Below are 12,433 nucleotides of genomic sequence, written 5' to 3' on the forward strand. Positions count from 1 at the left end.
TAAGTGTAAGCTACCCGCCCGTTATCTTCACGATTTGATCGAGAAAACACTGACCAGTTGAGTCAAATGATGCCCCTTGTCGCTCAGGCTCTGGGCCGTGCTTTCTGCCTGTGCAACCAGCTCACTGTTTTGATGGGTCGCCTGGCTTATCTGGTTCATCGCCAGATTGACCTGACCAATGCCCGCCGTCTGCTGTTGTGCGGCCACGTTAATCTCACCCATTAATGCCTGAACCTGCTCAATGTGCGTCACGATATCACCCATCGCATCCCGGGTTTGCTCCGACAGTGTATGTCCTTCCGCAACGTGATGTATCGAGGTCGCGATCAGCGTATCGATCTCTTTTGCCGCCTGTGCCGAACGCTGTGCCAGCGCACGCACTTCGGCTGCCACTACGGCAAATCCACGACCGTGCTCACCTGCACGCGCGGCTTCGACAGCAGCATTCAGGGCCAAAATATTGGTCTGGAACGCAATGGACTCAATAACGTGGGTAATTTCGGCAATGCTCTGCGAAGACACGTTAATGGCCGACATCGTGCTGACCGAGCGGGTCACCGTCTGGTTGCCATTACTCACGATACCGCTGGCCTCGGCGACCAGCGACATGGCCTGACGCAGGCTATCGGCGGTGTGCTCAACGGTCGCACCAAACTGCTCCATGCTGGCAGAGGTTTCTTCAACGCTGCTGGCCTGGCGACCAATCTGCTCACTGATGTTGTGGCTGCTGGCTGCAATGGTATCCGTGCCGTCACTGATCTCCTGTGCGGCACGGCGAACCTGGGCAACAATCTTCTCCAGCCCCTCGCCGATGCCGTTAATGGCGTTAATCAACTGACCCACTTCGTCATGACGGGTGGTGTCCAGATGCTCCAGCAGATTACCGGCGGCATACTGCTCAGCTAAGTGAATAACCTGTTGTAACGGACGCGTGATGGCGCGGCGGCTGTACCAGACAAAGCAGGGCGCAAACAGCAACACCAGAATCAGGCCGGTGATAAGAAAGATATTTCGGCTGTGAATAACCGGAGCCAGCAGACTGTCACGATTAACTTCACCGACCACAACCCAGTTCCAGCCGGGCAGTTGTTGCCAGGCCAGCATCTTCGTTTCACCGTCGATTTCGGCTTGCTGAATACCCTCGGGCTGCGCCAGCATTTGCTTCATTACGCTATCCTGCCAGTCCGGACGTTTGCCTTCATTTTGTTTATCAAACAGATATTGTCCCTGCGCCGCGCCCGGCGTGCCGTTGAGCACATAGAAATGCCCGCTGTCGCCCAGGCGGCGAGCCAGCACTTTTTCGCGCATCAGGCCGTACTGCTTATCGATCTGGACGCCGACAAACAGAATCGCGATGACGGCACCGCTGTCGTCTTTAACGGGTTGATACTGCGTGATGTAACGGTGATCGAACAAGGTGGCCAGGCCCCGGAAGGTTTCCCCCTTCATGACGCTTTTCCAGGCGGCGCTGGCAGGATCAAGTTGGGTACCGATCGCCCGGCTGCCATCCTGTTTCTTCAGGGACGTGGAAATACGGATAAAATTATCACCATCGCGGACAAAAATCGTCGCGACAGCCGAGGTGCGATCCGTAAAATCATCGACGGCGATCTGATCGAGGTTAAGGGTTTTAAGGCCGGCACGCAGGGTCGGTGTGGAAAATTCGCCGACCTGAACACGTGCGGTTTCATCGCGGCTGAATCGCTTAGGTAAAAAGCTGACGAAGAGCTGAGTATAGTTGCCGACTTCCTGCGTCAGCGTCGCATTAAACATGGATGCCATCTCGGTGATGCCCTGCACCTGATTAACCATGTCATCGACGGCAAGACTTTCCAGCTGGCGTGAAGCATTCTGGCTTTGGATAAGGGTTAACGCCAACAACAAAACGCCTACGCTGAAGGAAGTGATGACGCATAGCTTCACTCCAAGGCTCGTTCTGCTAAGAGAGAAACGTTTCATAGATTACCTTTGTTTTTTTGTCAAATATGCATTAACAACGGCAGCGCAGGGGAAATATTTAGTTTAGAAATTATTACTATTGTAATGTTGTAAATCCTTTCCCGGGTTATCGTCGTTGGCGAGGCGCTAAAGGCCGCACCAGCTTAAGGAGAAAATATGATTGAACTCACCACGGAAAGGTTGGCAGGTATTGAATGTCTGCATGCAGCACCCGCAGGTCAGCGCCAGCAGCGGCTGCCAACGGTCGTGTTTTATCATGGCTTTACCTCGTCGAAAGAGGTTTATGCCTACTTTGCGGTGGCCCTGGCCCAGGCGGGGTTTCGTACCCTGATGCCCGACGCCGATATGCATGGCGCACGCTATAACGGCGATGCCGACACGCGATTTAGCCATTTTTGGGACATCCTCAAACAAAACATTGATGAATTCCCGTTGATTGAGGCCGCGTTACGCGCTGATGACCTGATTGCCGGCGACCGTCTTGCCGTTGCCGGGGCCTCAATGGGAGGAATGACGGCGTTAGGGGCGATGGCCTGCTATCCACATATTCACAGCGTCGCCTGCATGATGGGGTCCGGCTATTTTATGCAACTCAGCCACACGCTGTTCCCGCCTGTCACGGTAACGGGCCCGGAGCAGAAGGCACAGTTCACGCAACGCATGGCGCCGCTTACGGATTACGATCCTGCTGCCCGGCTGCACAATCTCGCGGACCGACCCCTCCTGCTATGGCACGGTGAGGCCTATGAGATCGTCCCTTTCGCAGAAACCCAGCGGCTGGAAAGGGCTCTGCGCGAGCAGAGGCTGGATGCCCATCTTGTTTCGCTGTCCGAAAAGCATATCGGACACAAAATTACGCCGTCGGGCCTGACGGCGCTGGTCAGCTTTTTTAAGCGCCAACTTTAGCCCGTCAACGACAGCGCCTTCCGTTTCAGCCCCAGTTTGCCTCATCATTCGCGCTTTCCGCACACCAGGGCGGAAAGCGGGCGTCTCCCGACAATTTAAATGAAATCCCCGCTTGAGTTTGTGCGGTGCCGCCAGTATGATTACGCGTCAATTTTTCAGCTGCATTCAGAGGTGTGTATCATTACGGTGATTCACAACCTATAACGTTCCTTGCTTCCGTGGGCCGCAGCTGACCCTGACAGGAGGCTGAATAATCCGTAAGGAGCAATTTCGATGCGTCATTACGAAATCGTATTTATGGTTCATCCTGACCAGAGCGAACAGGTTCCGGGCATGATCGAGCGTTACACTGGTGCTATCACTGGTGCAGAAGGCACGATCCACCGTCTGGAAGACTGGGGCCGCCGTCAGCTGGCTTACCCGATCAACAAACTGCACAAAGCACACTATGTTCTGCTGAACGTAGAAGCACCGCAGGAAGTGATCGACGAGCTGGAAACGAACTTCCGCTTCAACGACGCCGTTATCCGCAGCATGGTTATGCGCGTTAAAAACGCGGTAACTGAAGCATCACCGATGGTTAAAGCGAAAGACGAGCGTCGTGAGCGCCGCGAAGATTTTGCTAACGAATCCGCTGATGACTCAGATGCTGGGGATTCTGAAGAGTAATCCATCGTGACGGTTAATCGGCTGCGCTTGTCTGGCACGGTGTGCAAGACGCCAGTCCGTAAAATTAGTCCGTCAGGAATTCCGCACTGTCAGTTCGTGCTTGAGCACAACTCGGTGCAGATGGAAGCCGGATTTCACCGGCAAGCCTGGTGTCGAATGCCTGTGATTATTAGCGGCAGCGCCCATCAGGTGATTACTCAACATATAACGGTCGGCACGCAACTCATTCTCGAAGGCTTTATCAGCTGCCATCAGGCGCGAAATGGTCAGAGTAAAATGGTGTTACATGCCGAGCAGATTGAATTGATAGATTCTGGAGACTAGCCAAATGGCACGTTATTTCCGTCGTCGCAAGTTCTGCCGTTTCACCGCGGAAGGCGTTCAAGAGATCGATTATAAAGATATCGCAACGCTGAAAAACTACATCACTGAAAGCGGCAAGATTGTACCAAGCCGTATCACTGGTACTCGCGCAAAATACCAGCGTCAGCTGGCTCGTGCTATCAAGCGCGCGCGTTACCTGTCTCTGCTGCCGTACACTGATCGTCATCAGTAACGGCTGTTGTCCATTAACGACTTTAAGAGGATAAGGTAATGCAAGTTATTCTGCTTGATAAAGTAGCAAACCTGGGCAGCCTGGGTGATCAGGTTAACGTTAAAGCGGGCTACGCTCGTAACTTCCTGGTTCCACAGGGTAAAGCTGTTCCTGCTACCAAGAAAAACGTTGAATTCTTCGAAGCACGCCGTGCAGAACTGGAAGCCAAACTGGCTGACGTTCTGGCAGCATCTAATGCTCGCGCAGAGAAAATCAACGCACTGGGCACCGTTACCATCACGTCTAAAGCAGGCGACGAAGGTAAACTGTTCGGTTCCATCGGTACCCGCGACATCGCTGATGCAGTCACTGCAGCTGGCGTTGACGTCGCTAAGAGCGAAGTTCGTTTACCGAACGGCGTTCTGCGCACTACCGGTGAGCACGAAGTGGACTTCCAGGTTCACAGCGAAGTCTTCGCGAAACTGATCGTGAACGTGGTTGCAGGTTAATTTTATTATCCTGCCGCACCTGAACGCCGACACTTGTGTCGGCGTTTTTGTTTTCAGCCCTTAATGCCCTTTCTTTTGCCCCGCAACCCCACGCCTCAAGCGCATCATTAACATCCCAATAAGCCTTATCAGACAAAGGTCTGAATGCAATCAACGCACGGTCTGCCTGATGAACGGGACGGTGGGTTTTTAACGTGCGTGGCCACGGTTTCTGACGTGTCACGCGGATTAGCATCGCCATGCCTGTGAACGCCTGGCGGCACGTCGCGCTTTTTGCTTCACAAAGGCATGTTGTCCAGGACCAGGCGGTTTACGAGGCGATCGGTCAGCACGGGGAGTGATGGGGTAAAATGAATGGGGCAGGGCGGCGTGCATCCGGCGGCCTTCAGCCACCGGAGCAGGCTTATTCTACCCGTAAAAAACTGCCGTCCGGCTGGCGGGTAAACAGCACCGGGCCGTTCGCGCCATCCAGCGTTAAACCTGTCACGATGCCTTTTGCATCCCGACGGATTTTTACCTGTTGGCCCTCTTTTAATGTGCTGAGCGGCTGATCGTTACCTTCGACGCGCGCCATCGCAAAAACGTCATTCACCGGAAGATTATTGTCACGGAACAGTTGTGCCAGCGTCTGCCCGGACGCAATCTGGTAGCTATGCCAGTCACCCTGAGAATCGGCCTTTGTCTCTGGCTGAGACGCGGATTGCGCCGGTTTGTTATCGTAAATGTCCGCCTGCATCGGCACCTCTTTTTCTGCCGAAGGCGTCACAGGCCGTTCTACCGGATACTGTGGCGTGCCGGACGGCCAGAGAAAGGCCAGCAGCAGGATGAGTAAAGCGAGCACGATCCCACGACGGTGGAAAGCCGGCAGCGGGTCCATCCAGCGGATATCGTCTGTGAAATGCCAGATTCGATAAAGCCAGTGAGGCAGGCGAGACGAGACGTTTGAAGGCATATCAGGTTCCTCCGCTCCGGCACCATGCGGCCGCGTTCGTTGCGGCAGCCAGGCCTGTAACCGGGTTAAAATACGCAGTGCGTGCGTCCTGCGGCGACGAGGGGCAATCTGGCCCATATTTTCTCTCTTTCTTATAGTGCCAATGACAAGGAAAAACGTGTCACTTATACAGTATGGGCAATGTGGACGCGAAGTGCCTGCCAGCATTGATAAATTTGACCTGCGTATTGTTTCTCTTTCGCCAGCAAAAGTCATCTGCGGCGCTGTGGATTTTACGCCAGCGGCCTGCGCTGCTATGCTGCCCGTCTTACTATATCCGAGAGTGAAAGGAACGAAGATGACTACCCCTTCTTTCGACAGCGTCGAAGCACAAGCAAGTTACGGTATTGGTTTACAGGTTGGCCAGCAGCTGCTGGAATCTGGTCTGCAGGGGCTGCAGCCAGAAGCTCTGCTCGCGGGCCTGCGCGACGCGCTGGAAGGGAACTCACCCGCGGTGCCTGTGGATGTGGTTCATCGCGCACTTCGTGAAGTTCATGAGCGTGCGGAAAGCGTGCGTCGCGAGCGCGTAGAAGCCATGGCCGCAGAAGGTCAGGCTTTCCTGCAGGATCACGCTCAGCGTGAAGGCGTCAGCAGCACCGAGTCAGGCTTGCAGTTCAGTGTGATTACACAGGGCGAAGGCCCGATTCCATCGCGTCAGGATCGCGTACGCGTGCATTACACCGGTAAACTGATCGACGGCACCGTCTTTGACAGCTCAGTCGCTCGAGGCGAACCGGCTGAATTCCCGGTTACCGGCGTGATTGCGGGCTGGATCGAAGCGCTGACGCTGATGCCGGTGGGTTCCAAATGGGAACTGGTTATTCCACACAACCTCGCTTACGGCGAGCGCGGTGCGGGTGCGTCCATCCCGCCATTCAGCACTCTGATTTTTGAAGTTGAGCTGCTGGAAATCCTGTAAGGATAAAAGGGCGGCGCGATGCCGCCCTTCGCCCTCTTACTGCTGTAAATTGACCTGCCAGACAGCAAATCCCGTCTCGTCATTCCCCGTTGCCTTCATGGGATACTGTGCATGCTGTTGAATAAAGTGCGTGGCTTTATCACCGGGCGCGGTTTCAAAGCGAATATCAAGAGGCTGTGCAGCCTTAATCTTCGCCAGCCGCCAGTTATTGTCAGCCTGAGGGCGCACTTCACCCTGCTTTTTGGTTTCTGCGCTGATATAGGCCGCCAGGATAGCGCGGTTTTCATCTGGTGAGGCAAATGCAATGTACTTGTCGCCCGTGCCCGCAAATTTACCGCTGTAGGCCCGGTAGTTATTGGTCGCCACCAGGAAGGTCGCTTTAGGATCGATGGGTTGCCCCTGCCAGCGAAGGTCCTTAACACGTGAGGCATCAGGATGAATCAGTTGACACTCTTCGTCATAACGGGCCGGCTGTGTCACATCAATCTGGTAACTCACACCGTCGATCACGTCGAAGTTATAGGTGCGGAAATTCCAGTTGATTAACGATTGCGTGCGTGTGCTGGTCGGATCGATCTGGTTAAACTGGCCTGCGGAACATTCCAGCCACTCTTTTACCTGCTCGCCGCTCACTTTCATCACCACCAGCGTATTGGGATAAAGATACAAATCCGCCGCATTACGGAACGTCAGGTCACCTTTCTCCACTTCCACGTAGCTGGCAGGATCGTTCTTACGTCCACCGGCTTTAAACGGCGCAGCGGCCGACAGCACCGGCAGCGCCGCCAGATCGGGATCGCCCTGAATAAAATGCTCCACGTAGGCGCGCTGAGCGTTATTCACAATCTGTACGGTGGGATCGTCCTGAACCAGCGACAGGTAGCTGTACATCACATCGGCGGATTTTCCGATGGGCTGAGCGACAAACTCGCGGGTGGCATGGTGATCATCTTTCAGGACGTTAACCAGTGCCGGATCTTCTGCGGCCAGCGATGTCTTGTTTGCGGTGTCATAGACAGGGCGCGCCTGTGCGGTGCCGTGAGTGACGTGCCAGCGACCACCTGCGTTGCTCAGCGCCAGATCAACCACGCCCAGATGATCGCCCCACATGCCCGGCATCACCGCAGGAATACCGTTCAGGGTTCCTTTCTCAATATCCGCACCTTTTATCCGCGCAAACTCCTTGCCTGGGAAAACGGCGTGCGCATGGCCAAACATAATGGCATCAATGCCTGCGACCTCGCTGAGGTAATAAACCGAATTCTCAGCCATGGCCTGATAAGGTTCGCTACTCAGACCGGAGTGGGCAAGGGCGATAACGACATCTGCGCCTTTAGCGCGCATCTCTGGGACATAGCGACGTGCGGTTTCGGTGATGTCATCCACCCGCACCTTGTCGTGCAGGTTGGCTTTATCCCACACCATAATCTGCGGCGGGACAAAGCCGATATAGCCCACCTGCAGGGTATGTGTTTTACCCTCACGATCGGTCACGCGGGTCGGTTTAATCAGGTAGGGCGTAAACAGAGGCTTGCCGCTTTTCAGATCGATAACGTTCGCATTCACATAGGGGAAGCGCGCGCCGGCCAGCGCTTTTTGCAGGTACGGCAGGCCGTAGTTAAATTCATGGTTGCCCAACGTACCGACGCTGTAATCAAGCGTATTCATGGCTTTATAGACAGGGTGGATGTCGCCCTGCCTGAGCCCTTTTGCGGCCATATAGTCGCCCAGCGGGCTGCCCTGAATAAGATCGCCATTGTCTACCAGGACGCTGTTGGTGACTTCCTGACGCGCCGCATGGATTAACGAGGCGGTGCGCACCAGACCATATTTTTCCGTGGGCGTATCTTTGTAGTAGTCGAAGTCCATTATATTGCTGTGCAGATCGGTCGTTTCCAGCACGCGTAAATCCACGGTGGCTCCCTGTGCTGCAACTGAAACGCTCAACGCCAGTAACATCATTCCCGCCTTAAACATGCTCGCTCCCAAAGCTAATAGATCAAGGCTACAAAAATAATGTAAAACTCTGATGAAAGGGCAGATTAAATCGTGATGAAGATAACGTTTTGAGCCAGCCGCACGCTGGGCACGGGCGAAACGCATTGCAGGTTTTGCAAAAGGATATCGTGGCCATTTTTTTCTATTATGTTGATATAGCTGAAAAATGATTCAGAATGTTTGCCTGAATTCAGAGATGAACGTGAAGCTGCTAGACTGTATTCCATCGGGTATGACAGTTAACGCGTAGCATTCGCATACATGAGGTGGAAAATGTTAGAGCAAATAAGCCAACTGGCGCGTGAAGCAGGCGACGCGATTATGCAGGTCTACAACGGTTCCGTTCCGACAGACGTTTCTCATAAAGCGGATGATTCACCTGTCACGGCGGCAGACCTGGCCGCCCATGATGTGATTGTGTCGGGTTTAAAACAGCTGACACCGGATATTCCGGTGCTGTCAGAGGAAGATCCGCCCGGCTGGGAGGTTCGCCAGCACTGGCAACGTTACTGGCTGGTTGACCCGCTGGATGGCACCAAAGAATTTATCAAACGTAACGGCGAATTTACCGTCAACATTGCGCTGATTGAGCAGGGCAAACCGGTTATGGGCGTGGTCTATGCCCCCGCGCTGGGCGTGATGTATTCCGCCGCAGAGGGCAAAGCCTGGAAAGAAGAGAACGGCGAGCGACAACAGATTCATGTGCTTGATGCGCGTCCACCGTTAGTGGTGGTGAGCCGTTCGCACAACGACGACAACGAGATGAAAGAGTACCTCAAGCAACTGGGGGAACATCAGACGGTGGCAACCGGGTCATCACTGAAATTTTGCCTGGTGGCAGAAGGGAAAGCGCAGCTCTATCCGCGCTTTGGGCCAACCAATATTTGGGATACCGGAGCGGGTCATGCCGTTGCCGCGGCCGCGGGGGCGCACGTTCACGACTGGCAGGGAAGAACACTGGACTATGCGCCGCGTGAATCTTTTCTTAATCCGGGCTTTCGCGTCTCGCTGTTTTAACCCAGTGCGGGAGGCGCAGCCCTCCCGCTTTCCGCCTTCAGTCCTGCAACAGCGATTTTACTAAGCTTATCACCTGCTGAACCTCCTGCTGAGAGAGCGCCCCGTCTTTGACGTATTTAACCTGACCTGTTTTATCCAGTACCATAATAGCCGAGCCGCCCTGCTTTAATTGCCAGGCGTGCTGCACATTGCCATTGCTGTCGACGATAAACTGCGACCAGGGATACTGCTGCTTATTACTGTGAATACTGCTGCGTACGAACATGCTGGTGCCGGGAATGGCATCATCGGTATTAACAATGGTGGTGGTCTGATAGCGGTCGTGAGGCAATTTCGCTGCCTTGATGGCTTCAACCAGCGCCGCGTTCATCTCTTTCGCGGATGAGCGCCCGGCAATGTGCTGTACCACGCGGACTTTTCCGCTCAGCTGAGCGCTGTTCCAGTTTTTATAACTGAATTTTTCCTGCTGTAAAATCAGCTCGCCTTTGTCGTTGACGCCCACTGCCGGCACACGTTTGCCCAGTTCAATGTCATGCGCCAGCGCGCTAACGGGAATCAACAACGATAAAGCCAGTGCTGCCAGTGTTGCACGCATCATCATTCTCTCCAGTGATCAGACCAGTTAGTCATTCCACTGTCATATTAAGCAGGGATGATGCGGCTGTCTCAAAAAGCTGTCAGCTTTGCTATCGACAACACAATTCTTTAACCAATGAAGGTTTACACTGAATAGTGAAAAGTAAATAACAGAGTATTCTGTAATGTTGTGTCAGAACGGTAAAAAAATTTATTTCTTATCGTGCGAAACAAACAGAGTGTTCTATAGTTTATCTCGAATTCGCGCTTCAAGGATCCGTACCGAATTTGGCCACGGTGAAGCGTGCTTAAAAATTAAGGAGTTAATCACTATGAAAATCTTCCAGCGCTATAATCCACTACAGATAGCAAAATATGTTAAGACGCTGTTCAAAGGAAGGTTGTATATCAAGGATGTTGGCGCATTCGAGTTTGATAAAGGTAAAGTCCTGATCCCCCGGGTCAAAGACAAACAGCACCTGAGCGTGATGTCAGAAATTAACCGCCAGGTCGTTCGTCTCAAGTTAGAGTTCAACTAAATAACAGGGCGCCGTTGGCGCCCTTAGTGTTTCTACTCTTCGGTTTTTGCCACATTCAGCATCGGCGGACGTTCATCAATCCGCGTCACCAGTAGCTGGTCAATTCGGTAGCTGTCGATATCCACCACTTCGAACTTGTAACCGGCAAACTTCACAAAGTCCGTGCGCTTCGGGATCTTACGCAGCATATACATCATAAAACCGCCGATGGTTTCGTAGTTACCTGACTGCGGAAAATCATCGATATCCAGCACGCGCATGACATCATCAATCGGCGTACCGCCTTCCACCAGCCAGGAGTTTTCGTCACGAGCGACGATTTGCTCTTCCATGCCCTGGCCCACCAGATCGCCCATCAGCGTGGTCATGACGTCGTTAAGCGTAATGATGCCCACCACCAGCGCGTACTCGTTCATGATGACCGCAAAATCGTCACCCGCCGTCTTAAAGCTTTCCAGCGCCTCGGATAACGTCAGCGTATCGGGCACAATAAGCGCCGAGCGGATCTGGACCCCGCTGTTCAGCGCCATGCTCTGATTTCCCAGCACGCGCAGCAGGAGCTCTTTAGAGTCGACATAGCCCACAATGTGGTCAATATCACCATTACAGACCAGGAATTTAGAGTGTGGATGTTGAGCGATTTTGGTTTTCAGGCTGACTTCATCTTCGTGCAGATCGAACCAGACAATGTTTTCGCGTGAGGTCATGGAGGAAGGGACGGTGCGCGACTCCAGTTCAAACACGTTCTCAATGAGTTCATGCTCCTGCTTACGCAGCACGCCAGCCAGCGCACCGGCTTCGACAACCGCATAAATATCGTCAGAGGTGATATCGTCTTTACGCACCATCGGCAGTTTAAAAATGCGAAAAAAGACGTTGGCCAGACCGTTGAACAGCCACACCAGCGGGCGCATCACCAGCAAGCAGAAGCGCATGGGATTGATAATGCGCAGGGCAATGGTTTCGGGCGCGATCATACCGACGCGTTTCGGGGTCAGGTCGGCAAACAGAATAAACAGGCTGGTCACGATGGTAAACGAGCAGATAAAGCTAAGCTGTTCGGCAAGTTCATGCGACATAAAGCGGTTAAACAGGCTGGAAAACGCGGGCGAAAACGCCGCATCACCGACAATACCACCGAGGATCGCCACGGCATTCAGGCCGATTTGCACCACGGTAAAGAACATGCCGGGTGTTTCCTGCATTTTCAAAACGCGCTGAGCGTTGATGTTGCCTTCGTCGGCCAGAAGTTTCAGCTTAATCTTGCGGGCGGCGGCCAGCGAGATTTCCGAAAGAGAGAAAAAAGCACTGATTACGATCAGTAGCAGAATGACAAGTAAGCTATCAAGCATATGCGATCCAAAGAGTTATTCACTTGTCATTTTTGGCCTGGGCAGCGTGCGGTTCAGGCGGTCATTCCCTGTGCTGGTGACGCAAGGGGAGCTATCCGTGCCAAAAATGTCTGCGCCCATTTAACACAATGCGTGAGCGTCGGGGCAGAAATGAAGACAGGCGGGATGCCTGTGGTGGGTGATTATAGCAGCAGCGACGATGCCGCCGCCAGAGGGCAATCGGTAGCGTCCTGTAAGGCCATCGGGCAACCTGCCATCAACCGCCCGCTCAGGCAGGCAAAGGGCAATGGCACCTGCGACGTAACAACTTCGTTGTAACGTAAGTGGGTTTTGCCGACAATAATACTCAATTTGACTTATAACTCGTTGTACACTGCCAGTTGGCAAAAAGTGCGGCTATGATGAGTGAGTTGCCGTCGCGATCGTATCGGTAACGAGGATTAACACGCGCCCTGTGGAATGG

Annotated in this window: 14 protein-coding genes; 8 read left to right on the forward strand and 6 right to left on the reverse strand. The window is 53.5% G+C overall.

The features are described 5' to 3' along the window. Nucleotides 1-27 precede the first annotated feature (27 nt). Entirely contained in the window at nt 28-1,959 is a 1,932-nt protein-coding gene (locus GKC68_RS03150; protein WP_047715077.1) for a methyl-accepting chemotaxis protein, read from the reverse strand. Nucleotides 1,960-2,115: 156 nt separating this feature from the next. Between GKC68_RS03150 and yjfP the strand changes: the two genes are divergently transcribed. From yjfP to rplI, 5 genes are all read left to right on the forward strand, one after another. Next, nucleotides 2,116-2,865, forward strand: a complete 750-nt coding sequence (yjfP, locus tag GKC68_RS03155; protein WP_342656571.1) for an esterase — start codon at nt 2,116-2,118, stop codon at nt 2,863-2,865. Between the two features lie 273 nt (nt 2,866-3,138). Then, a complete protein-coding gene (gene rpsF, locus GKC68_RS03160; RefSeq protein ID WP_013027391.1) occupies nt 3,139-3,534 on the forward strand; it encodes a 30S ribosomal protein S6 in 396 nt (131 codons plus the stop codon). A gap of 6 nt (nt 3,535-3,540) precedes the next feature. Beyond that, nucleotides 3,541-3,858 carry a primosomal replication protein N gene (gene priB, locus GKC68_RS03165; protein ID WP_028721919.1) on the forward strand — a complete coding sequence of 106 codons (318 nt, stop codon included), beginning with the start codon at nt 3,541-3,543 and terminating at the stop codon, nt 3,856-3,858. Nucleotides 3,859-3,862: 4 nt separating this feature from the next. Further along, nucleotides 3,863-4,090 (forward strand): 30S ribosomal protein S18, encoded by a 228-nt coding sequence (rpsR, locus tag GKC68_RS03170; protein ID WP_000135199.1) that lies wholly within the window; start codon nt 3,863-3,865, stop codon nt 4,088-4,090. A 38-nt stretch (nt 4,091-4,128) separates the two neighbouring features. Next, nucleotides 4,129-4,578 carry a 50S ribosomal protein L9 gene (gene rplI / locus GKC68_RS03175; RefSeq protein WP_006120926.1) on the forward strand — a complete coding sequence of 150 codons (450 nt, stop codon included), beginning with the start codon at nt 4,129-4,131 and terminating at the stop codon, nt 4,576-4,578. A gap of 403 nt (nt 4,579-4,981) precedes the next feature. On the opposite strand, the gene GKC68_RS03180 is transcribed toward rplI, so the two are convergent. Then, nucleotides 4,982-5,647 (reverse strand): LysM-like peptidoglycan-binding domain-containing protein, encoded by a 666-nt coding sequence (locus GKC68_RS03180; protein ID WP_158541465.1) that lies wholly within the window; start codon nt 5,645-5,647, stop codon nt 4,982-4,984. Nucleotides 5,648-5,867: 220 nt separating this feature from the next. Here GKC68_RS03180 and fklB point away from each other — a divergent pair, with 220 nt between their 5' ends. Further along, nucleotides 5,868-6,488, forward strand: a complete 621-nt coding sequence (gene fklB / locus GKC68_RS03185; protein WP_006118358.1) for an FKBP-type peptidyl-prolyl cis-trans isomerase — start codon at nt 5,868-5,870, stop codon at nt 6,486-6,488. Between the two features lie 36 nt (nt 6,489-6,524). Here the strand turns inward: fklB and GKC68_RS03190 are convergent, their stop codons facing one another. Continuing rightward, a complete protein-coding gene (locus GKC68_RS03190) occupies nt 6,525-8,465 on the reverse strand; it encodes a bifunctional 2',3'-cyclic-nucleotide 2'-phosphodiesterase/3'-nucleotidase (protein ID WP_342656572.1) in 1,941 nt (646 codons plus the stop codon). Between the two features lie 294 nt (nt 8,466-8,759). On the opposite strand from GKC68_RS03190, the gene cysQ reads away from it, so the two are divergent. Beyond that, nucleotides 8,760-9,503 (forward strand): 3'(2'),5'-bisphosphate nucleotidase CysQ, encoded by a 744-nt coding sequence (gene cysQ / locus GKC68_RS03195; RefSeq protein WP_058706252.1) that lies wholly within the window; start codon nt 8,760-8,762, stop codon nt 9,501-9,503. A gap of 37 nt (nt 9,504-9,540) precedes the next feature. Here the strand turns inward: cysQ and GKC68_RS03200 are convergent, their stop codons facing one another. Further along, nucleotides 9,541-10,101 carry a YtfJ family protein gene (locus tag GKC68_RS03200; RefSeq protein WP_080687709.1) on the reverse strand — a complete coding sequence of 187 codons (561 nt, stop codon included), beginning with the start codon at nt 10,099-10,101 and terminating at the stop codon, nt 9,541-9,543. A gap of 310 nt (nt 10,102-10,411) precedes the next feature. Here GKC68_RS03200 and GKC68_RS03205 point away from each other — a divergent pair, with 310 nt between their 5' ends. Then, the gene (locus tag GKC68_RS03205; protein ID WP_003855513.1) at nt 10,412-10,618 is read left to right on the forward strand and encodes a DUF1107 domain-containing protein; all 207 of its coding nucleotides are present in this window, start codon (nt 10,412-10,414) and stop codon (nt 10,616-10,618) included. A gap of 32 nt (nt 10,619-10,650) precedes the next feature. Here the strand turns inward: GKC68_RS03205 and GKC68_RS03210 are convergent, their stop codons facing one another. After that, entirely contained in the window at nt 10,651-11,970 is a 1,320-nt protein-coding gene (locus GKC68_RS03210) for a hemolysin family protein (protein WP_013027381.1), read from the reverse strand. Nucleotides 11,971-12,152: 182 nt separating this feature from the next. Continuing rightward, nucleotides 12,153-12,320, reverse strand: coding sequence for a hypothetical protein (locus GKC68_RS03215; RefSeq protein WP_176438602.1), 168 nt, complete (start codon nt 12,318-12,320; stop codon nt 12,153-12,155). Between the last annotated feature and the right edge of the window lie 113 nt (nt 12,321-12,433).

Source organism: Pantoea sp. RSPAM1 (assembly GCF_038816185.1).
GTDB lineage: Bacteria > Pseudomonadota > Gammaproteobacteria > Enterobacterales > Enterobacteriaceae > Pantoea > Pantoea ananatis.